The organism is Thalassotalea marina, from assembly GCF_014656435.1.
Lineage (GTDB): Bacteria > Pseudomonadota > Gammaproteobacteria > Enterobacterales > Alteromonadaceae > Thalassotalea_C > Thalassotalea_C marina.
Genome location: NZ_BNCK01000006.1, coordinates 239746 through 262735 on the forward strand (window position 1 = coordinate 239746; position 22990 = coordinate 262735).

General features: G+C 37.6%; 23 protein-coding genes and 1 other RNA gene. 6 read left to right on the plus strand and 18 right to left on the minus strand.

What is annotated here, in order from left to right:
- The first annotated feature begins 189 nt into the window (after positions 1-189).
- Complete coding sequence (locus tag IE199_RS14420) at positions 190-954, plus strand: hypothetical protein (RefSeq protein ID WP_189771837.1); 765 nt, start codon at positions 190-192, stop codon at positions 952-954.
- Positions 955-1026: 72 nt separating this feature from the next.
- Here IE199_RS14420 and IE199_RS14425 read toward each other — a convergent pair whose 3' ends face one another.
- The 10 genes from IE199_RS14425 to IE199_RS14465 all read right to left on the minus strand — a co-directional run bounded on the left by IE199_RS14425 (position 1027) and on the right by IE199_RS14465 (position 9499).
- On the minus strand, positions 1027-1356 hold the full coding sequence (locus IE199_RS14425; protein ID WP_189772044.1) for a YbaB/EbfC family nucleoid-associated protein: 330 nt from the start codon (positions 1354-1356) through the stop codon (positions 1027-1029).
- A 115-nt stretch (positions 1357-1471) separates the two neighbouring features.
- Positions 1472-3496 carry a DNA polymerase III subunit gamma/tau gene (gene dnaX, locus IE199_RS14430; RefSeq protein ID WP_189771839.1) on the minus strand — a complete coding sequence of 675 codons (2025 nt, stop codon included), beginning with the start codon at positions 3494-3496 and terminating at the stop codon, positions 1472-1474.
- A gap of 6 nt (positions 3497-3502) precedes the next feature.
- The gene (gene apt / locus IE199_RS14435) at positions 3503-4048 is read right to left on the minus strand and encodes an adenine phosphoribosyltransferase (protein ID WP_189771841.1); all 546 of its coding nucleotides are present in this window, start codon (positions 4046-4048) and stop codon (positions 3503-3505) included.
- A 216-nt stretch (positions 4049-4264) separates the two neighbouring features.
- On the minus strand, positions 4265-4390 hold the full coding sequence (locus IE199_RS22090; protein WP_268245324.1) for a hypothetical protein: 126 nt from the start codon (positions 4388-4390) through the stop codon (positions 4265-4267).
- A 162-nt stretch (positions 4391-4552) separates the two neighbouring features.
- Positions 4553-5806, minus strand: coding sequence for a tetratricopeptide repeat protein (locus IE199_RS14440; RefSeq protein ID WP_189771843.1), 1254 nt, complete (start codon positions 5804-5806; stop codon positions 4553-4555).
- Between the two features lie 2 nt (positions 5807-5808).
- A complete protein-coding gene (locus IE199_RS14445; protein WP_189771845.1) occupies positions 5809-6426 on the minus strand; it encodes an energy transducer TonB in 618 nt (205 codons plus the stop codon).
- A gap of 5 nt (positions 6427-6431) precedes the next feature.
- The gene (locus IE199_RS14450) at positions 6432-6833 is read right to left on the minus strand and encodes an ExbD/TolR family protein (RefSeq protein ID WP_189771846.1); all 402 of its coding nucleotides are present in this window, start codon (positions 6831-6833) and stop codon (positions 6432-6434) included.
- A 13-nt stretch (positions 6834-6846) separates the two neighbouring features.
- Positions 6847-7371: a MotA/TolQ/ExbB proton channel family protein gene (locus tag IE199_RS14455; protein WP_189771848.1), complete on the minus strand. Its 525-nt coding sequence runs from the start codon at positions 7369-7371 to the stop codon at positions 6847-6849.
- Entirely contained in the window at positions 7371-8720 is a 1350-nt protein-coding gene (locus IE199_RS14460; protein ID WP_189771850.1) for a MotA/TolQ/ExbB proton channel family protein, read from the minus strand. Before IE199_RS14460 ends, IE199_RS14455 begins: the two co-directional genes overlap by 1 nt.
- Entirely contained in the window at positions 8720-9499 is a 780-nt protein-coding gene (locus IE199_RS14465; RefSeq protein WP_189771852.1) for a DUF3450 domain-containing protein, read from the minus strand. The genes IE199_RS14460 and IE199_RS14465 overlap by 1 nt, the downstream gene beginning before the upstream one ends.
- Positions 9500-10149: 650 nt before the next feature.
- On the opposite strand from IE199_RS14465, the gene IE199_RS14470 reads away from it, so the two are divergent.
- The 5 genes from IE199_RS14470 (at position 10150) to IE199_RS14490 (ending at position 14907) form a co-directional block, all read left to right on the plus strand.
- Entirely contained in the window at positions 10150-10923 is a 774-nt protein-coding gene (locus IE199_RS14470) for a sulfite exporter TauE/SafE family protein (RefSeq protein ID WP_189771862.1), read from the plus strand.
- 201 nt (positions 10924-11124) lie between these two features.
- Entirely contained in the window at positions 11125-11391 is a 267-nt protein-coding gene (locus IE199_RS14475; protein ID WP_189771864.1) for a late competence development ComFB family protein, read from the plus strand.
- Between the two features lie 194 nt (positions 11392-11585).
- Entirely contained in the window at positions 11586-12227 is a 642-nt protein-coding gene (locus IE199_RS14480; protein ID WP_189771867.1) for a hypothetical protein, read from the plus strand.
- Positions 12228-12330: 103 nt separating this feature from the next.
- Entirely contained in the window at positions 12331-12933 is a 603-nt protein-coding gene (locus tag IE199_RS14485) for a site-specific integrase (RefSeq protein WP_189771869.1), read from the plus strand.
- A 111-nt stretch (positions 12934-13044) separates the two neighbouring features.
- Positions 13045-14907 (plus strand): NACHT domain-containing protein, encoded by a 1863-nt coding sequence (locus IE199_RS14490; protein WP_189771871.1) that lies wholly within the window; start codon positions 13045-13047, stop codon positions 14905-14907.
- Positions 14908-15197: 290 nt separating this feature from the next.
- On the opposite strand, the gene ffs is transcribed toward IE199_RS14490, so the two are convergent.
- The 8 genes from ffs to IE199_RS14530 form a co-directional block, all read right to left on the minus strand.
- An RNA gene (gene ffs, locus IE199_RS14495) (signal recognition particle sRNA small type) lies at positions 15198-15294 on the minus strand.
- 105 nt (positions 15295-15399) lie between these two features.
- Entirely contained in the window at positions 15400-16287 is an 888-nt protein-coding gene (locus IE199_RS14500) for a DUF3014 domain-containing protein (RefSeq protein ID WP_189771873.1), read from the minus strand.
- 288 nt (positions 16288-16575) lie between these two features.
- The gene (gene maiA / locus IE199_RS14505) at positions 16576-17214 is read right to left on the minus strand and encodes a maleylacetoacetate isomerase (protein ID WP_189771875.1); all 639 of its coding nucleotides are present in this window, start codon (positions 17212-17214) and stop codon (positions 16576-16578) included.
- A gap of 106 nt (positions 17215-17320) precedes the next feature.
- Positions 17321-18871: a transcriptional regulator TyrR gene (gene tyrR, locus IE199_RS14510; protein WP_189771877.1), complete on the minus strand. Its 1551-nt coding sequence runs from the start codon at positions 18869-18871 to the stop codon at positions 17321-17323.
- A gap of 126 nt (positions 18872-18997) precedes the next feature.
- Positions 18998-19333, minus strand: coding sequence for a 4a-hydroxytetrahydrobiopterin dehydratase (locus tag IE199_RS14515; RefSeq protein WP_189771879.1), 336 nt, complete (start codon positions 19331-19333; stop codon positions 18998-19000).
- Between the two features lie 12 nt (positions 19334-19345).
- Positions 19346-20167, minus strand: coding sequence for a phenylalanine 4-monooxygenase (gene phhA / locus IE199_RS14520; protein WP_189771881.1), 822 nt, complete (start codon positions 20165-20167; stop codon positions 19346-19348).
- Positions 20168-20438: 271 nt separating this feature from the next.
- On the minus strand, positions 20439-21470 hold the full coding sequence (locus IE199_RS14525) for a YcjF family protein (RefSeq protein ID WP_189771883.1): 1032 nt from the start codon (positions 21468-21470) through the stop codon (positions 20439-20441).
- Positions 21467-22897, minus strand: a complete 1431-nt coding sequence (locus IE199_RS14530) for a YcjX family GTP-binding protein (protein ID WP_189771885.1) — start codon at positions 22895-22897, stop codon at positions 21467-21469. Before IE199_RS14530 ends, IE199_RS14525 begins: the two co-directional genes overlap by 4 nt.
- Between the last annotated feature and the right edge of the window lie 93 nt (positions 22898-22990).

A 22990-nucleotide genomic window follows, 5' to 3' on the forward strand; every position in this document is an offset into this window, starting at 1 on the left:
AAAGACGTTATGAAAGAATATTACAACATTAAGAGAATTTAAAGCTCAAGTTTTAATCTTTTTGAAAAAAATCTAATATTCTTTCAAAATTAGTAAAGTAGACTACATTAAATATAAGGCTATGCTTATCTTTACATTTTTTGTAGACTGAGTGTATACAGGTGTAAAAAACTGAGTTGAGTTAAACGCATGGGAATTATAATAGGTTTAGTTATTGCATTGATTGTGATTGTTGTGGCAGTGAATGCCATCCAGCAACATAAAGAAAAACAAGATCAAGAAAAGCGTGCAAAAGCAGCTAAACAAAAAGCAATTATTGATGAAACAGAAGAGTTAATATTAAATTTAGCTCATTTACCCTCTAACCCAAAAGTTGTGGAAATTCTGAATCAACGCAGTTTAAATGCCGCCAAAGCGATGGCACAGATTTCACCAGAAATAAAAGGGTTGAAAAGTCGCATTAATGAAATGGAAGCACGTGTTAATGCGTCTAAGGATATATCGGCTGCTACCCCAGGTGATGATCGTTTTATTTTGCCGGACAATGAACAACAGCTAGTAATGATACTGCAAACCATTAAAAAGCTAAGAGTTACTTTAAAGTCAGAGCAATCTAAAGGCGCATTGGACGCTCAGACCTTTATGGCCGAAGATCAAAAATTAGAAGGTATGCAGCTCAAAATAAACGTTGAAAGCTTATATAAACGTGGATTAATTGCCTTTGATAAAGAGATGTTGGGCTCTGCTAGACAATACTTTGAAAAAGCGCTGCAGACGCTATCAGAGACTTCATTACAGGGTGAATATACAACAGCTAAACGCATGGAAGTTCAAGAAAAGCTTGACGAAATTACCAATAACCTGAAAAACAGTAATGCAGCAGACGCAGCTAAAAAAGCAAAAGCTGAAGAAGATGATTTAGACGTGTTATTCCAACCGAAAAAGAAATGGTAATAGTTTTCTACTTAAATAAAAAAGCTCAAGTTATTACTTGAGCTTTTTTATTTATATCATTGAATATGATTATTAAAATGGCATTTTAAAACCTGGAGGCATTTGCATACCGCCAGTTAAAGCGCCCATTTTTTCTTTATTTGTTTCTTCGACACGACGTACTGCATCATTAAATGCTGCAGCAACTAAGTCTTCAACCATTTCTTTGTCGTCTTCCATTAAGCTTTCATCAATTTCAACACGACGTACACTGTGACTACCTGTCATTGTCACTTTTACCATGCCAGCACCGGCTTCGCCCACTACTTCCATATTCGCTAGCTCTTCTTGCATTTTTTGCATCTTAGCTTGCATTTGTTGGGCTTGCTTCATGATATTGCCCATTCCACCTTTCATCATAATATTTCTCCAAATCGCTAATGAGGCAAAGATATGGCCATTTAGGCTAAATTTCAAGTGCAATAACTCGGTATATTAAGATATTGCCATTAATAGAACAGTTTAATCCTTGATGTTTCTATAACGCTTGTACAGATTCTTCATCTAAGATTGCATCGAACGAAGATTCAAGAGCTTTAATCAAGGGATCATCTCGTAACAACTGTTTTGCGTACTCATAACGCTTGTCATCTATGGTGTGCTGAATTTGAGCAGGATCGGCAATTGTTTGCTCTACTACTTGCAATTCGACTTCAACAGGTCGAGAGAAATAATCAGAGACAAAGGTATTTAATTGTTTGTGAGCTGCGTCAGAAATTAAATGTTTAATCGCTTGGTTTAAGCACAAAATGAGTTTGTCATCATTTGTCTCAGGCGAAATGGTTGCGTTTAACGCCAACTGTCGTAACCGGCCATTTAATGCCATTGCATCAATCATATTGGCCCATTTATCTACTTGATTAGCTTTTTTAATCGTTGCTGGATCAATCACTTCTTCCGTGAATGGTGTTTGAGGTAAAGTTTCAATTGCAGGAAGGTCTTCAACGACCTTAGGCTTAACCTCAATTTGCTCTAGTTGACGCTCTGACGCGCCATTAGACTTTTTTTCATCGCTCTCCAACGCTTTCTTTTGGCTTCTCAACATGTTCCGATTAGCCAACACCTTGCTAATCGGCGATTCTAACGGCTCTACCTCAGCTGGCTGTTCTTGCTCAGTTATGTTGCTAGGCTGTTGTACCTCTTCAGGTTGAGGTTGAGCTATTTCAGCAACCTCGATGTTAGGTAAAACTTCTGTCTCTTCACTGTGATTAGCTGTTGGAATATCTGTAGTTACAATATCGTCTTGTTGCAGTTGTTCATCATTTTTAAGACTCTCATCTTCATTCTGATGAGTTACTTCAAGAGCTGCTGGCTCAGGTAAGTCAGGTGCTAGGCCTGTATCTAATTCTAAATCATCAAACGTAACCTGCACTTCTCGTTGCTGGCTTTCTGGATTTTGGCTGACCAAGTCAGCTGCAGTTTGTGGTTTAAAAGCCAACAGCCTCAATAACACCATGTCAAAAGCAGCTTGTTCATCATATGCGTACGGCAGATCCTTACGACCATTCAACACAATCTGATAATACAACTGAACATCTTCTGGACTCATGGCTTGAGTAAATTTGTCGACTAAAGCGTTATGTTCCGGTGTAAGTTCAAAATGTGTATTAACAATTTGATTCATCGCAATTTGATGGAGTAATTGCAGTAACTCTGCCATCAAACGTCCATAATTAGGTGAATAAGACGCAATCTCTAACGATAATGCCATTAATCCGGCTGAGTCTTGCTTAATCAAGGCAATGAGTATTTTGAAAACCCAGTGATGATCTACCCCCCCCAACATTTGCTGAACATTTTGCCCAGTAATAGTTCCTTGCCCCTGCGCAATCGCTTGGTCGGTTAAACTCAAGCAGTCACGCATACTACCACGAGCAGCTTTCGCTAACAGTGATAGCCCTAAAGGCTCAATACTCACCTTTTCAGCTGTTAAAATTTCGCTTAACTTAGCTGAAATTTGTTGTACCGTTAGCGCTTTTAAGTGAAATTGTAAACAACGTGAAAGTACTGTTATTGGTAACTTTTGTGGATCCGTTGTTGCAAGAATGAATTTTACGTGTTCAGGTGGCTCTTCTAGGGTTTTAAGCAGTGCATTAAAACTGCTTCTCGATAACATGTGAACTTCATCGATTAAGTATACTTTGTATCGTCCTCTTGTTGGCGCATACTGCACGTTATCAAGGATTTCTCTTGTATCATCTACTTTGGTACGAGATGCCGCGTCAATCTCTAATAAATCGACAAAACGTCCCTGATCAATATCAATACAAGCATCACATTGGCCACAAGGGCTAGCAGTGATTCCTTTCTGACAGTTTAAACTTTTAGCAAAAATACGAGCAATGGTAGTTTTACCTACACCTCGAGTTCCAGTGAATAAGTATGCATGGTGCAACCTTTGTTGCATTAATGCATTAGATAAAACAGCGACAACATGCTCTTGACCACTTAGCTCCTGAAAACTTTTAGGACGCCATTTTCTTGCTAGAACTTGATAACTCATTGTTAATTATTCACCTACGTATTCAAGAAGTGCATAAACGTTTAAACCCAATGCTTGGAGTTTATCTTCACCGCCCAAATCAGGTAACGAAATGATAAATCCGGTATCTGTAACTTCAGCGCCAATTTTGTTAATCAGGTGGAAAGTCGCTTCAATAGTACCACCCGTTGCCAATAGATCATCGATAATTAACACCTTGTCTTGTTTGGTTAACGCATCTTGATGAATCTCTAGAGTATCAGTACCGTATTCTAATGTGTAATCTTGGCTATAAGTCTCGCGCGGAAGTTTGCCCGGTTTACGAACGGGTACAAACCCTATGCCTAATTTAAGCGCTAATGGTGCACCAAATAAAAAGCCACGAGCTTCTGTGCCTACTATTTTGGTGAAGCCTTTGTTTTTAAACTTATCAGCAAGTAATTCAATTGATAAGGCGAAGGCTTCAGCGTCATCAAGAATACCCGTTACATCACGAAACATTATTCCCTCTTTAGGGTAATTAGCAATGGTATGAACGGCGTTTAATAGAGTGGCTTGTTGTGTTTCAGTCATTTTATTATCAATAATTTTTACTCGTTGCGTAAGGATAATAGAATTATGACTATTTTTATATAGGAAGTGGCGGTAAAAATACCTAGTAAAGCAGGCAAAAGCTTTTATTGTTGAGATAAAGCTAAGAAGCTAGCTTCGGAAAATGTCAATGTATTAAGGTTGAAAACAAAACAGGGACATCAGTCCCTGTTAAATCAATATGCTTTTACTTTATTGTTAGTTTAATACTGTTAACCAGCCCATTAACATTGGAAGCAAAGGAGCAGCGATTAAAGCGGTTATCGCACCAAACAAGTGGCGCTTTGAAGAACTATCTTTAAAGTTATCATTGTGTGACATCATTAACTTCCCAATAAACTACAAAATGAACGGCGCGAATTCTAACCGATCAAGCAACATAAGCCTAGCATTATTTGATCTAGATCAAGTTTTCAAAGCTAACACAATAAAAATAAAGCAAAAAAAAACCAGCTAAGTAGCTGGTTTTTTATCAGTATAAAAGCTTTAAATAGGCTTACCTTTACGCTTAGCCGTATCTTTGATATGAGATACCCATCCACGAGCACTTTTGCGCGTTTTTGGATCTTTCATCGCTTCTTGTATCGCTTTATGAGCTTCCTTAAATTCATTAAGGTAAAAATGCGATATAGCGATTTCCATATAGATACTGCCTTTGTCTGACGCGCCAAGCTCAAGTGCTTTTTCAAGCGCTATAACAGCTTTTTTGTACTGTTCGTCTTGAGACAATAACTTACCAACTTTGGCATAATGTTTATATTCATTTGTTAGCTTAGCTAATTCATTATAAACATTTGCTGCCTTATCGATATGTTGTGCAGCGTGCCAAGCGTTTGCTAGAGCAAATAAACTTTGGTCATCACGTTTGATTTCACCAGATTCAATATGCTTTTCTAACAAAACTGCAGCTTTGTATGGAATATTACGCTGTGCGTACAACTGAGCCAACATTTTAAAATGTTGCTCTTTCTCAAAAAAGCCTTGTTTGTAGGCTAAATCAAGCGTTGCCATACCACGATCATAATCTTCCAATAGCAAATACATGTTACCAAGTTGGATCCAGAAAGCTTTTTCTTCTGGGAACAACTGTAACGCCGTTTCAAGCACTTTTGCCGAATTTTTATAATCTTTACGCTCATAGTACGACGTAAGTTTTAACAAATACGGGTTTTTATTATGCTTGTCGCCATAAGCTGCAATCGCTTTATCAGCAGGAACGATCATTTTGTCAAGCTGCTTTAATTGGTAGTGAGCATTAGCGATTCTTGTCCAAGTATCGCCATCTTCTTTACCAGTAAAGTCCATCCACGCATAAAAGTTCTTAATTGCATTGCTATAGTCTTCAGTCTGCATTTCTAACTGAGCTAATAACTTAAGTGCTTCACCATGATCAGCTTCATTAAGAATGTCTGGTTCAATAGCTAGCTTAAGACGTTTAATAGCTTCATCTGTATCACCTTTCATCGCATACATATTTGCAATGAAACGCTCAGTGTAAGCTTTATCGTAGTCTTTCTTTGCTTCTATTTCTAAAAGTAAAGCTAATGCGCCGTCAAGATCATCTGCTGAGTAAAGCTCGAAAGCTTTAGCTATTTTCTTACCAACACTTTGGCCTACTAATTGAACCTTACGCTTAGGCTTTTCTGCACTCTGTTCTGCAGCAACTGTCTGCATTGAAACAGGTAATTGCACTAAAGTTACAGTAGCTAGGAGCATTAATGATTTTGCTAATTTATGCATAATTAGTTACTCCCATCCATTTTAAAGTCCAACTGAACAGTAAGGCCTGTTTGTCTAACAGGTTTACCATCAACCACTTTAGCTTTGTATTTCCACTTTTTAAGTGCACGACGTGCCTCTTTGTCGAAAATACGCTTAGGTTCAGCATCGATGACTTCAACATCTTCAACACCACCTATTTCATTGATAGTAAAAGAAAGTTTTACCCATCCTTCGATACCATCACGTGCAGCTTGCATTGGGTATTTTGGATTAATACGTACAATCGGTGCAGCATCACCATCACGTGCAAAGCCAGCTCCAGGAGCGCTTAAGCCAGTGTCAGCTCCACCTAAGTTGATACCTGGTAAGTTAAAACTCATACCAGAGTTATCACTGCTCACCTCTGGCTCAGGAGTCTGAGGCTTAGGTGGCTGTTTAGGCGGCGGCGGTGGCGGTGGCGGCGCACGACGTCTAACTTCTGCTTTTGATTCCGGTGGCGTAGTGTTTACCTCTACAACGATGTTCTCAAGCTTTTCTTCTTCATTTCGATCACCACTAGCGATCAAATATGCCATAAAAGCGAACAACCCAAAGGTAACAGCTGCGCCCAGTAGTATTGATACTAAAAAGCGAACCATATTTACTACCCCCTTGAAGCAGCGATAGATATTTTGTCGATGCCTGCTTCTTTTATTGCGTCCATGACTTTAACAACTACACCATGTTTGGCATCTTTGTCAGCTTGAACGATAACAACTTCACTTGGCTGCTCTGCTAATAGCTTTTCAATATTAGCTGCAACACGCTCCACATCAACTCGGCGCTTATCTAACCAAATCTCACCAGTATCTCTGATTGCGATAAAGATATTGGCAGACTTTTGTCTTGTTTGATTCGCCGCTTTTGGTTTAGTTACCTCGATACCAGCTTCCTTGATAAAGGAAGTAGTAACGATGAAGAAGATAAGCATAATGAATACGATGTCTAGCATCGGAGTCATATCAACTGCCGCTTCTTCTTCTTCACGAATACGTTTACGTGCCATATTCAATCTCTCTCTAGTGGTGAGGCAAACTGTCGATCAGTTTGGCCTTAGCTAGTTTCACTTTAGCGTCTAAACGGCTGCTAAAAAATACACCAGATAATGCTGCAACCATGCCCGCCATTGTCGGAATAGTTGCCATTGATATACCCGCTGCCATTAGACGCGGATTACCTGTACCTTGTTGAGCCATAGTTTCAAATACTGAAATCATGCCTGTCACTGTACCAAGCAACCCGATAAGTGGACACATAGCCACTAAGGTTTTGATCGTAAGCATGTTACGGTCTAGTAATTCTGTCGCTTCGGAGATCCATGTATCTCTAATTCGATGTGCATACCAAGATGTAGTATCTGTTCTTGCATCCCATTTAGCGATAATGTTATCGCGCATTTTGGGATAAACAGATGCTAAGAACCAAAAACGTTCTATCATCAGTATCCACATCAAGAAGAGAGCAACGGCGACAAAGTAAAGTACGTTACCGCCGGTTGCAATAAAACTCCTGACAGATTCTAAAAGCTCCATCAGGAATAACATTATTTAGACTCCTTCTCAGCGATTTCAGCAATCAAACCAGCGCTTTGCTCGTCTAATTTGTGAAGAACCGCTTTACTGCGACCAGCTACAACACTGTGTACTAAAATTAGTGGAAGTGCTGCAATTAGACCTAGTGCAGTAGTTACAAGAGCAAGTGAGATGTTACCTGCCATGATCTTAGGATCACCTGTACCGAACAATGTAATTGTTTGGAACGTCATGATCATACCGATAACCGTACCTAATAGACCCATTAGAGGAGCGATAGCCGCAAACATCTTGATTAGGTTGATACCACGATCAATTGTTGGTGTTTCACGTAAAATTGCTTCATCCAGTTTAAGTTCTAACGTTTCAGCGTCAGCGCCTTTATTCTCATGATAAACTTTTAATAGGCGACCAAGAGGGTTATTTTCGTTTGGTTGACCCATGTTCTTCTGTTGAGCTTTCATCTTAGACGAAATTGAGCTAAGAACTACAAAGCGCTCAAGAGCAATTAATAAACCAATGATAAGTAGTGCAGTAATACCGTAACCTACTTGTTTACCTTGGTGGTAGAACTCTTCAAGAGTTTTCTTACGAGTTTCAAGCGTTAAGATAGCACCACGTGAAGGATCTAAATATAGAGGGTGGTAGCCAGAAGTTTCACCGAAGAATGAAGAAGCTGTATCTGAGATATAACCCGCTGGTTGTTTAGCTAGAGGTTGAATTTGAGATACTTCGTCATTGTAGTTCATGAAACCATTTGCCGAAACAAGGTTAAATGTACCGATACGAGTGATTGATTCAGTAGATTTTGAACCGTCTAACGCAGTAACTTCAGCAGTAAATTGTGAAATTTCACCTGATTGCGTCATTTCAGTTTGTAATGAGAACCAAAGTTCTTCAAGTTGTTCTAACTGAGGAATTTCTTTTGCATTCGCAATTTCATTTAGCTTGTCAGCACGGCCTGGGTATTCAGCACTTACGATTGAAGTAACGATTTGACCATAGGCAGTTGCAGCAGCCGCACGGCTAACACCGAACATTTCACCTAAAGTACCTTGAGCAGCTTCTAACTCAACTTCTTTTTGCGCTAACGTAATTTCGTTTTGTGCATATTCTTTAGTCAAACGGTCGTTACGATCGCGTTCTGCTTTTAGTTGTGCTTTAGCTTTGTTTAATAAAGCTTGTTTGTCTGCACGAGCAGCAGTGAATTCTGCTTCACGTTTTTTATCAAGTTTTGCTTCTGATAAACGGTCAGCTTTAACTTGCTCTAACAATTTGTTTAGGTCATTAGCATTAGCTGCTGAAACCATACCCGCTGTCATTGAAGCAGCAAGCAATACATAATTGATGATCTTTTTCATTATTGTGCTCCTGCTGCAAATACTGGCAACTTAGTTAAGTCCATTGGCAACTGCTTACGTGCCATACGGATACCGTCTGTAATAGGTTTAAGGTATTCATCACCTAGTTTTTCCCAAGAGCGAGAGCTATTATTCCAAACCCAAGCATTTTTCATGTCTAGTGACTGAGCAACTAGTGAAACACGGCCCATATGTAGGAAATCAACAGTTAACTTTTGACCACCAAGATCTAGTTCACCTTGATAAGCATCAAAAACAGTACCGTAGTTTGATTCAATTTCGTACGCTTCAAGTACTAAACGGAATTGCTCAGAAACACTTACGTTAGAATCGTTCATTACGTCACGTAACATTTGAACACGGTCTTTACGCGACTCAAATTTTACTGGAACGTCCAAATCGATGAATTTTTCTAGTGTATCAATCATGCGATACATTAAAGGAACAACACCTTGCTTAGTTTTATCGATACCAGCAATTTGCTTTTCTAAAGAAGCAAGACTTGCTCTTTGATCGTCAACCATACGTTGAACGTGATCATTGTATTCAGCTAATACTTCAGCCTCAGTAACTGTGTTGCGATATTCAACCAATAACTCAAGCGTTTGCTCATAGATATTGTCAATCTTAGCTTGTGATTTTTCTGACGCTTTGAAAATTTTTGATTCAGCTTTTTGAAGTTCAGTTAAGACATCTGCAGAAGCAATGTTGCTTACTGTCAATGCTAATGAGCCAACTATCGTTGAAGCGATGAGGCTTTTCTTGCTTAATATGGACATAGTTCCCAACCAATTGTTATTGAATTTAGATAACAAATTTCATTGTTATGGTAAATACTACTAAGTATCACCAAATTGTAAGTTTTAATTTCTCTAGAATAAAACCATGCAATATTCCCAAAGGACATGATTCATGTCAACCAGGCACACAAAAAAGACCGATAATTTTCAAACAATCTTCATAAAAATTTTGCCATTTGTAACAGCGCGAATAAAACGACGCTTAAACAAACTCAGATTGATTTTTAATCGGTTAACAAGTGTGCCAAGAATATTGGCTACCCTATGTTTTACTAATTCATTCGTACTAAGTCAAATATAATTACAATTTCTTAGGTGTTTTTTGAATAATTTTTATCAATTAATGTATAAAACCACAAAATCATCACTTCGAATTTAAAGATATACACCATTGTATTTAAAGTAATTTAGTTTGATTTAGAAATGTTTCTCTAAGTTTATCTTTTAAAATTGAACAAATTTGAAATATTTTTCTAGAAATTCATCACAACAACACCACTCGTCGTATTTTTGAGCAACTCTATCGCGTTTCTCATCCTCTTATTACGTATAACGATTGACTCTATTGATGCCAGGTTAACTATGTTAATATTGCCGCTTTATTTTCCCAAGTCACCTCCTACCCTACTATGGAAATTGCATTCGATTTAAATTTATGGCTGACATTATGTAGCATTGGCTTCATAGCTGGTTTAATCGATGCTATTGCTGGTGGGGGTGGTATGTTAACTATTCCAGCTTTATTAACTGCTGGCCTGCCTCCACATTTGGCTCTAGGTACCAATAAAGTGGCCGCTTCGTTTGCCTCTTTTACCGCTTCGGTTACTTTTTATCGCAAGAAACTTTTTGATATTAAATTTTGGCGATGGTCAATCTTCGCAACGGCAATTGGCGCAGTTATAGGTGCATTAACGGTTGATCATCTTCCAGTGGAGTTATTAGAAAAGGCACTACCTGTTATTATTGTCATGACGGCAATATATACACTTATTGCAAAAAATGCGGTTTATCAGGAAAGTAGTTTACCTAAAAATTCTAATAGCTTGAGAATCAAACAAACCGGACAAGGGCTTGTGCTTGGTTTTTATGACGGTGTTGCAGGACCAGGTACAGGCGCGTTTTGGACTGCTAGCTCTAGTGCACTTTATAAAATCAATATTTTGCTTAGTTTAGGATTAGCTCGCTCCACCAATTTTGTCAGCAACATAGTGAGTGTCGTTGCTTTTGTATATTTGGGTTATGTTAATTTTTTAATAGGTATTTCTATGGGAATATTTATGATGCTCGGTGCATGGGTCGGAGCTCACTGGGCCATTAAGTTTGGCTCAAAATACATTCGTCCAGTATTTATCTTTGTTGTCATTTCAATGTCAATTAATCTTGGGTATCAAGCTTGGTTTTAAAAATATAAACTACCACCTTACTGTAGCCCCCTAGTTGTTCAAAAACTGCTTCAACTAAACAAGCCTAATCAGTCACTTTCAATCAGCTTACCGATAAGCCATATTCGTTACTTCGCCAAACAGCTAAATAATCTATAATTTATGCTTAGCGTTTGCTATGGTTATAATTAAAGATAAATCAGTCTCATACTAGAGGAAGTTATGAAAATTTCTGACGATATTCACAACTATTATGAAAAGTTAGTTATGCAGCGTTTCATAGAGCTAAAACTGGAAGAAGCACATGATGCCGACTTTATTGCGGATTTAACTTGTGTTGTGCTCAATCAACTTCCAGCGCGATACATTAGACACGAAGTAGATATGGCGTTTTATTTACCAGCTTCCGAGCGGTTTGAGATGGAAAACAAAGTTAAAAAGGCAGTAAGTAAAGCACTAGAGTTTATGAAACTTCACTACGATGCTTAATAAGAAAATTTGATAAAAATCTGATTGGGTGGTAACCCAATCAGCCACATCATCATAGTCTTAGGCATTTAGATGATTTTGTGATGATGCGACGTAACAGTTTGAATTAATTAGAAACTTACACATGCATTTATACTAAATCATTTCTCTGCTTCCTCTCAATATTACCAACTGTGATACTGAGTGTGATACCAATGTCAAAAACAACACCTAAATATACAACCCTAAGAGGCCAAATTTTCTGGTTCCATTACAAGTTACCCTCTGCTATATATACCAAAAGCAACTTGTCATCACCACTAGTAAGACTATCGCTTAATACTAGAGATTCCGTAAAAGCTGGCTCAATCGCTCAGATTTTAGTCATAAAGCTTTGCGAATTTTATAATTCAACTCCAACTAACAACATAAATAAACTATCGATTAAAAAAGTGATAATCGATACCATGATAAGCCTAGGCGAAGCCACTACGCAGTCATTCAATAGAACAAATAGATGCACAAATACAATACTCATAAGTTCAGCCTTTGAGCGCTACAAAAGAGAGATGGTAGGTGCTAGTGTTTGGCGAATAAAAACTGAAAGTGATTATCACGCGGCTATAGCTAACCTTATAGAACTAATGACGGATATTGAGATAACTTCAATAGACGCAAACTTTTGCAGAGAATATAAAGATAAATTAATCCATTACCCACTTCACCGCCCTAAAACTCGCCATATAAAAAACGCTGAAGTCAACGAAATAATTAATTCTAAAACAATTTACCCCAAAATTAGTACGACAACTGTTAACAATCAAATTCGAAAGGGAACACTTTTTTCAATTGGTTAGTAAAACAAGGCTACATTCCCAACAACCCAATCTGCGGTATGAAAATAAAACAAAAAATGTCACCGAAAAACGCACGAACATCTTTCACTGATGACGAATTTTTTTGATTTTTTCAAGCACAATTTATACTGAACACAAATTCAAAAAAGATTATCAATTTTGGCTTCCCCTTATAGCTCTGTATAGTGGAGCTAGACTAGAAGAACTATGCCAATTACACCTACGTGACATACAACTAGAAACTACCCCACCTTACATTGACATCAACGACAACTTCGATGGGCAGCACATAAAAAACAATAGTAGTAGAAGAAAAATACCAATACACCCAGAGTTGATAGCCGTTGGCTTTGATAATTTTGTATCGCAAAAAAAGCTTTGCGGTGAAAAGATGTTATTTGGATACCTTGCACCACAAAGACAACAACTTGGTCATAAACCAAGCCAATGGTTCAGCAAATACAAAACAAGATTAGGCATCAATAACAATAAAAAGGTTTTTCATAGCTTTAGACACACCATGGTAGACCACCCAAAGAAAGCCAGAGCACGTGATTACGAGATAAAGTCGCTACTAGGACACAAGAATGGCTCCATCACTCATGACATTTATGGCTCCATCGACCCTCCTATTGATACAGTAAGTAAAATGCTAAACGAGTTATCTTTCAAAAAATTGACCAGTCAAATAAAAAAATGGAGCTAAACACATCTAAAACCTGCATCTATCAAACAGTATAAAAAGAACACTACAGCCTAGTAATACGTTGTTTTTTATATTAAATTAGACTTTTAACAATTAACTAATGGAATATACATGCCGCTACTGGAATCTATAGCACTAAAGAGCCTTACTGTATTAGCAACCTCAATAACGAAAAAGTTCACCGAAAGAGGGTGGAGTGCGCTAGCTACTGAATTTGAAGCTGCTTTCACCCGGAAAAGTATCACCGACTACTGTAAAGCTTGTAATGAATACGTAAATTTAAGAACGCTTTACTCTAGCCAGCATGACATTTTTATTGATGATGTGTACGTCCCTCTCTTTATGTCTCCCACTAATGACGACGAAGTAAAAATAGAAATAACCAACCTAAGTTTTTATAGCTCTGGAATAACGAACATCATAGGCCAAGCTGGTCAAGGAAAATCAACATTTTTACGAAAGATGCTAATCAATGAACTAACAAGCGGGAAGCACCTGCCTGTATTTTTCGAATTAAAATACCTTGACTGCAATGAGCCATTATTAAATCAAATCGTAAATTGGTTCAAAAGGCATGGCATCAACTCCAACAATAGAGGTATAGGCCGACTACTAAAAAGTGGATACATCAAACTATTTTTAGATGGTTTTGATGAAATGCCTCCATCATCACACGACCTCGCATTAGAAAAAATTAAAGACCTATCAAGAGACTATCCTGATACAACAATAATTGTTACTACAAGACCTGACACCCTGATAACTACCGAATCATATATCAGCAATTACAAAGTGTTAAACCTAACCATCGAAAACGTAAACCAGCTATTTTTAAATATATCGAATAACAACGTAGAAGCCACAAAAGATGCAATGGCTCAAATTGAAAAGTATCCCCGCATCAAAAGCATTGTAAAAACCCCTATCCTAGCGATATTACTTTTCATAACATACAGAGCATGGTCTAAAATCCCTGACAACCTTTCTGATTTTTACAAAAAAATATTCATCACTCTACTAACCCATCACGACTCACTTAAGTCAGGCAGAAAAATCGATAGAGGAATAGACATCCCACTAAACGACTACCAGATTGAAGAAACCTTCAGCATATTTTGTTTTAGAACCTTTAGCGAGGGGTTGACTTCATTTAGCATTGGAGAAGCAACACATTTCATGAAGCAAGCACTTGATAGTGAAGCTATAGAAGAAGTGTGTCCCAAAAACCTTGTTGAGGTTATAAAACAATGTACAGGGATAATTTGCAGTAACGGATATGATGACCTAACGTTTTCTCACAAATCACTTCAGGAATACTACACGGCACTTTACATCAAACAGCAAAGCCTTTATGACAAAAGGAACTTTTATAAATCTGTTCAAAACCATCTTGAGGAGTCAAAATACAACGCTGTTTTAGAATTCTTAAAAGGAATCGACACATACGATTACGTCAAGTACTACTACATCCCCTGCTTTCAAGAAATGTTCGATATTCATAAAGTCGACGTAACACCTGAAGAGGAGACCATCTCACGAGGGTTGGTCAAGGTATTCGAGTCCATTTCTGTTCCTTTCATAGTTGAAGAAAATGGCGATATAAAAGATGAAATGATTGGCTTATCGCTTCATCTAGATAATGATAGCTCCACATACTTTTACGTAAAATTAATAGCCGCTATCGCTATGTCTTTAGACAAACTAAAGCTCTATTCAAACTACATAAAACGCAACAAACAAAACATCGTAGATAACGCTGATGATAACGGTGAATCTTCTATAGGTGTAATTGATATTATTGCTAATGTTGATGATGAGCTTGCAGAAAAATTTACAGAGGTCATCGAAGGCTTCTTCGACAAAGTCATCCTCACAGAACATGAATATTTAATCAAAAAGCACAACCAGAAAAAGAAGCCCAGCTTACTAAAACAAGTATTCGACAAAAAGAAAAAGGCTGCTGAAAGCGCATAATTAATTCAAACTGTTACGTCGCACCATCACAAAATCATCTTACGAATATCTGAATAATGAATTTCGCCGTGGGCATCATCAGAATGGGAAATTACTCACAACACCCTTGATACGACTAACAACTTTTGATGAATGGGAAGCTGATACCGATAGCTACACAAGTATTGCGTTGATGATGAAGTATTATTGTTTTTGAAACTGTGATACCAATTGTGATACTTTCAGTATTAACCGAGAGGAAAAACTTGTTTTCTATGGCTTGTAAAGCAGGGATAAGGTTTGGGTGGTAACCCAATCAGCCACACTCCGGCACATGAGTCGTCTGCTGCGGTTGCTTCCTTCCGGACCTGGCCGAGTTCACAGAGTATCATTGCGGAGGGACCGAAGGGGTCACCATAATGAATGCTTCTTGTCGAAGCGCGGTGCATTATCACCAATACATTAAACGGTTGCAAGCCTTAGTTGATAATAAACAAATCAACCGTTTATAAATTAATCAGCACCTTGCTCTTCTCGTGCTCTTGCTAACTTCTCACTAATTTCTAACAGCACTGACTTAATCACTAAAAGGTTATCTTTGCCCAGTCGCAACATCAGCTTGTCTGCATCGTCTAAGCTTTCATACTCTTGATCTTTAAACTGATACATAACACTTGGGCGTTCGAGCTCTAACCTTTCCTTGGGTATTTCCATATCTAGCACTTTGGTTATTGCATCTTGCAAGATGTCGGTAAAATCTTCATTTTGATAACCAAGCTCTCTGTATGCTTCATCAACAAGAGGCTTAAGTTCAAAATACCAATCTACCAAAGTGTCGGTGTCTACTGTTCTTAATAAGTCAACATATAAACTGAAACGACGAGTAGTTGTTTCATCCCACTTCATTACAACTTCACCGTTCTGATTAATTTCTTTCGCGGTAAATGAAGAACTAGGCTTGATTAACGGGCTATGTTCATATGCCAATACACCCTGAGAAAAGTTATCGGTGAACACAACAAAGCGTCTGATCATATCGTCGTCTACAACCAGTTTTAGCAACTCCTTTCTCCAGGTAATAGTTGGTAACTTTTCTTTTAACCAATCATCACTCTCACTCAATGTCGGTAACATTGGCTTAGGTGGTTCAGGATGTTCGACAACAACCGGTTCTGGCGGAGGTGGTAATTCTTCAACAACTGGCTCTGGCGTTTCTTCAACCTTTTCTTCTACAATAGGGTCAGGTTGTTCAACTTTTGGTGGTTCGATTACAACGGGTTCTTTGGGCTCTTCTTGGTTTAAAAACCAAACTGCAGCAATTACAACGACAACAACAATTGCGCCAATGATAGCCCATGGAGTAGACGATGTTGATGAAGGTGATGAAGGTGAATTTTCCATACTTCCTCAAAAGATATCACACAAATAAAAATAAGGCGTTCAAAGCCATGTAAACTCTATTGCAACGCTTTTTTACTTATGTTGCAAGTGCCAATTTCAGATATTTACATTTTATTGCAAACTAAACTTGTTATTAAAACTAACAATTGTGCCCAAAGCACTCGCTTTGAGGAGGTTAACACTCAGTCAAGTCATGGGCCAAGATTTAAGGAAATAATGATAAATGCAAATAAGCACTAACCTTATTTCCACTAAATCCCAAACAATACTGACTTTTATTTGTTGCCGTTAACTAGCGTCATCTTGATTTTCCGGCAACGCAGAAATAAATGCTGGCAATAAATTGCAATTATCAACAATTCGACAAATTGTTGGAAATTCACTTAAATCAACATTAAAACGTCTAGCGTTATAGATTTGAGGCACTAAGGTTATATCTGCCGCTGTAACTTGGTCACCGAAACAGTATTTACCAGCAGTTGCTGCAAGTTTCTTTTCAAGTGCGTGAAAACCAAGTGTCATCCAGTGATGAGACCAAGCTAACTTTTGCTCTTCAGAAACATTAAGTTCCTTAACTAGATATTGTTGTACCCTTAAGTTATTAATTGGGTGTATTTCGCAAGCAATATCGAGTACCGCAGCTTGCACTTGAGCTTTTTGCGCTAGTTCTGAAGGATATAAAGGAGTTTCGGGAAACTTTGCTTCTAAGTAATCAATAATAGCTAAAGATTGGTTTAGTGTTACTTCACCATCTATTAAGGTAGGGACTAGCTCCGTAGGGTTTAGTTTTGCATATTCTACTTTATGCTGTTCGCCACCATCCTTAACTAAGTGCACAGGAATAGATTGGTAATTAATTCCTTTTAAGTTTAATGCAATTCTTACTCTGTAGGCAGCTGAAGAGCGCCAGTATCCGTAAAGTTTCATCTTAGGCCTCAATAGATAAAAAGCTATATCTTAATGAATCATGAATTCGCCTGCTAGCACATGGTGGTGAATTCTAATGCAGCAGGCTGTTGGTTTATATTTACAGTTATATTTTTACTGTTTTTTTGTTGATGTCGTATTCACGCAATTTGTTGGCAATAGCGGTATGACTTAAGCCTAACTTTTTAGCCAACTGACGAGTACTTGGATATGCCGGATAAAGTTTTCTTAACAGATCAGCCTCGAATGCTTTGACAGCTGAATCTAACGTCCCTTCAAACTCCTGCTCCAAATAGCCATGCTCTCTTGTATAGGCAGGTAATTGCAAATGAGAAGTTTGAATTATATTGCCTTCCATTAGCGATACTGCTCGAATAAGCACATTTTCAAGCTGTCTTACATTGCCAGGCCAAGGGTAATGCTCAATAAAATCACGACAATCATCTGACATACTAATATTCGACTTACCAATTCGTTGACCGAATTTAGCAATAAAGAATTCAGCTAGAGGAATAATATCAGAACGCCTTTCCCTTAATGACGGGATATTTAATCCTAATACATTAAGCCTGTAATATAGATCTTCACGAAACTCGCCTTGTTGCACCATGTTTAACAAATCATGGTTTGTAGAGCTAATGATACGAACGTTAACTGATATCTCTCTTTCATCATCTACTCGGCGAAACATGCCATTTTGTATTACACGAAGCAACTTAGTTTGTAGTTTAGGCGACATCTCCCCTACTTCATCAAGAAAAATGGTACCGCCATTAGCCAGTTCAAATAGCCCTTTTTTAACTTGCTCAGGGTTAGACGACCCCATACCAAACAACTCAGTTTCAGCGGCTTCGTCGGGTAAAGAAGCACAATTTAATGTCATAAATGGTTTATCAGCCCTGTCGCTTGCTGCGTGACATGCATGTGCAATGAGTTCTTTGCCAGTCCCTGTTTCACCAACAATTAACATTGATGACTCTAATAAAGCCATGCGTTTAGCTTCTCGAATTACTTTGCGCATTGCACCACTGGATGCCTGTATACCTGCAAAGTTATTTTCATTTGCTTGTTTAAAGGCACTTATCTGTTGCCCTAACCTCGCCTCAGATTTTAGAATTAAAACTGCGCCAGCAAGAACCGAATCACCATCATTATCCTCGACATGAATTGGCATAATATCGGCTACATAATCATCATCGACAAACTTCAACCGACGAGTTTGAGCCAGCACCTCAACACTGTCTAACCACTTAGAAAAGTTAAAACCTTTTAACCACTGTCCGACATGCTGACCTACAATATCAACTTCATTGCAACCAATAAGGCTTGCAGTAACATGATTAACAATACGAATATTCCCCTTAGCATCGATAGACACAAAGGGATCGGGAAAAGTTTTGATTAATGTTGATAATTCATTTTTTTCACGCTCTGATGGCATGTAAGGTGTTGTTTTTACATCTTCAACACCATCAATTAATCGGAGTTGTGGCATAAAGCTTTGTAATTCAGAAAAGTCTAAATCAGGAATATTAATAAAAATTTTTCCTGGACGTTTCAGTTCAATACCACGTAAATCTATGCCCCTTTCAACAAAAATACTGAGTACATCTTGGGCAATACCCACGCGGTCAAGACAACCAATTTCTAGACGCATTTAAGAAACTCTCCTGAGTTCAAAACAAACCAGCACATTGTAAACTAAAATTTACAACAAAAAAAAGCCCCCTGCTAGAGAGAGCTTTTAAAATATTATTCTAACAATGTAACTAAGTATTACCGATTATAGCAATGCATCTGTTTTTGCTGCACAAATAAAGTCATTCTTGTGAAGACCTCTGATGGCATGTGTCCACCAAGTTATTGTCACCTTGCCCCACTCTAATAGAATGGCAGGGTGGTGGAATTCTTCTTCAGCTAAGGTTGAAACTTTATTCGCGAACTCCCAAGCCAACTTATAGTTTTTGAATTTATAAACGCGCTCTAACATCATAACGCCATCTCTTACCTCTGGTACCCAATCAGGAAGTTGAGACATAAATGTTTGCAGCTCTTCGTCTGTTACTTTAGGTGCGTCAACATGACATGCTTCACATTGTTGATTCGATAAATTACTCATATTATTCAATTCCTAGCTTGCAATTTTATTTTCTTTTGGAGGAAATTTTGCTTCAAACAAACCGAGCTCTTTCGCTTGTTCTACCATCTCAAAAATTTCTTCTATTTCATATTTTCGAATTTCATCAAGATCAGAAACCTTACTTAACATAAAATAAATAGGTTGTAGTATGTCTATGCGATAAGGTGTTCTCAATACGTCAATTATATTTTCAGCACTCAATGGTTTACGCTCAACTTTAGTGTCGTTTAATGCATATTGCGTTTCGCTTGGTGATGATAAAATTCCACCACCATAAACTCGAAGACCTTCTGTTGTATCTAGCAGGCCAAACTCTACAGTAAACCAATATAATCTGGCTAAAAATACTCTTTGCTCTTTAGAGGCATTTAACCCCATTTTTCCATAAGCTTCAGTATAATTTGCAAATGAAGGATTGGTTAACAAAGGACAATGTCCAAAAATTTCGTGAAAGATATCGGGCTCTTGCAGGTAGTCAAATTCTTCGCGAGTACGAATAAAGGTAGCAACTGGGAATTTTTTTTCCGATAACAACCTAAAAAATTCGCCAAAACCAATTAGCGCAGGAACTGGCTCGCATTGCCAACCAGTTTCTTTACGCAATACTTCACTAACCTCTTCTAGTTGCGGTACGCGATCCATTGGTAAGTTTAGCTTTTGTAATCCTTCAATATATTCATCACAAGCAGCTCCATCTATACAAGAGAGTTGACGAGATATTAAGTCGTGCCAAATTTTATTTTCTTCATCACTCCAATGAATAAAGCCATTTTCATCCGGTTGATGAGATACATAGTTGGTTGATTTTGCCATGTTGTAACATTGTCCTGTCTATAAGAGCCGCCTTTTTTGTGTCGTTATTATTTCCTATTGGATCGGCGATTCTTTATCTTGCATGTATAACTATATATTAAGCGAGAAAAACCAAAAAAATCACCAAATATTATTCGTACATTTATTGAGCACCATAATTTTCCGTAAACAAAGTGTTACATCATCTTTTACAAGCACTAAAATAAGTCGTAAAAATGGCGAATCATGAAGATATTTACTTCACACTCCGCCTATTTTCACCGTATTTTATTCAGGACCTTTCGGAGATGTTCTTGATCTTTGCAATCAATTGTTTACGAACATCTTTAATTTTTGGTGAGTTTTGAGAAGAAAATGGAATGGGTCGACACATTTTCATGGTTTGAATACCAAGTCTTGCTGTTAACATTCCAGCACCAAGCCCTTGCGCCAACCTAGAAGACAATTTGCCAAGTAAATCTGCACCAATTAGATCAGCACCGACATCGACGATTAATTCACTAGCACCAGCATATGCCATGTTAATAAATACTTGTTTAATTAACTTAATACGCGCCCAATAACTTAGCTGTAAACCATAAAGCTGAGATATTTCATCGATCATTTTTAGATTTCGCCAAAACAAAATCATCATATCAACAATTGCAATTGGACTTAACGCAACTAAAACAGTAGCTTCAGCCGAAAACTTAGTGATTTTATCAATAGATTTTGCATCTGTTTCTGCTAAAACAGTTGATGAGAAAACACTAATCACTTCTTTTTGAGACAACTCAGCAGGAATAGTTGTTGACCATTTATTTTCAATAACTTGTTGCATATCACTGGGCAACTGTGCAGCAATCTCGTCACACATTTTTCTTGCATCTATATCACTTGCACTATGCAGAGCACTTATTATTTTTTCTTGTTGGTGTTTTCTTTTTTTAAGTGATCTAAGTGATTTAATTTCTTTATAAACAGTGTGCCCAAAAACCGTAGCGATTAAAGCAAACAGTAATGCATATATACTGGCAATAATTGGCGTATCATTGAAACCTTCTTGGAAGAAAAATACTGCTTCAATAACAATTAGCAGCCCGATAAGAGAAAAAATTAAACGACGTAGCCAGTTTTTCTTTCCTTTACTTTCAATGACGTCACTTATTTCAACCAAGTCATCTTCACGTTCGTCGACTTCTGTAAATTGCTCATCAGCAATCACAATTTGACTTTTAGGTTCACTTGCAACCGATAATTTTACTTCATCGGCAGGCTCTTCAAATAAAACCTGTTGTTTAAAGTCTTTTTCTGTGGAACTCATGACATCTTATCTCCAATTAAAAACTCTAACACTTGATCCATACGCAAGTGTGGTAACGCTTTAACTTCTGAAGCACTATGTAAAGGTGAAAAGGCAATAAAATTAAAATGATTCTTTTGCCAATAATTCTCATTAGGTAACTCAGCTGGGACTTCTCCGGGAAACAAAGTTATTGTCGAATTGTCGGCTAACTTGCATCCTTGAATGACTGAAATATCTTCACCACGATAGCTGCTTTTTCCAGCTTTGGTTGCTTTTATTGAGGCGATAGCTAAGGTATCAATTTGAATGTTCTCAAAACTTACTTGCTGCCGAATGGGCTGAACTAATTGATTTAACAATGACACTAAATTGCTATGTTGTTCAGGCGTAGTATGATCAGATTTAGTTGCCACAAACAATAGCTTATCGATTTTAGGAGAAAATAATCGGCTTAAAAAATTAGATTTTCCGTAACTAAAACTTTGGCTAATTAAAGCCAGTGTTTGTTGTAGGTCTTTGAAACTGTCAACACCCTGGTTAAGTGGCGTCAGGCAATCTGCCAGAATAACTTGACGGTCAAAATGGGCAAAATGCTTTTTATAAAACTGTTTAACAACCCGTTCTTTATACTCTAAAAATCGAGCTCGCATCATACCAATCATGGTTTCATCATTGGATTTTTGATAACGCTCAAAAGCAATGTCAGAAAAGTTAATAAAAGGCACAAATTGTAATATAGGCGCATTTTCAAGCTCTCCCGGTAAAATAAACCGACCAGGTTGTATCAGTGATAGCCCCAATTTTTCTCGAAATATATGTAAAAGTGCCGTGTATTCAGATGCTAACTCTGCTAAAGCATTTTCATCAGTCGGAGCGAAAGGGTCTAGCTGCTTTACTTTTTCAATGAATGATTTGGCAAATTCATGCCTAGGAGATGATTCAAGTAACACTTGCATCGCCTCACTCCATTCTTCATAAGTTTGATTTAGCATAGGCAAATCAAGCAACCATTCACCGGGATAATCTGTAATATCTATATTAAGTGTTGCAGTGTCAGTAGCATATTTAAGTATTGAACTATCTGGTTCAAATTTAACTGACAATCTCAGTTGAGTAATACCTTTGGTGGGTTCTGGCCACGCTGGTGGCGTTTGAGATAGAGCTCGCATAGCGCTCTCATAATCAAACCTAGGTACATGCAGATCTTTTTGAGGAACACGTTTTGCCGCGATAAAACGCCCATGATTAATCGCTTTAAAATAGCTCATATCAGACTGGCTACTTTCTGCCACTAATTGATTAACAAAAGAAGTAATAAAAGCAGTTTTACCACTTCGGCTTAATCCTGTTACCGCTAAATTGATATGCTGATCTAGGGCTCTTTTAGCCAGTTTATTTGCTTTTGATTTGAGTTGTTCTATATGCTCGTTATTAATAATTGCCATTGGAAATTCAATAGATTGTGATACAAGCTTGTTCACATCTTAACGTGAAAAAGTTTTAAAATATATGATAAAGCTTTTGAATAGAAAGAAAAA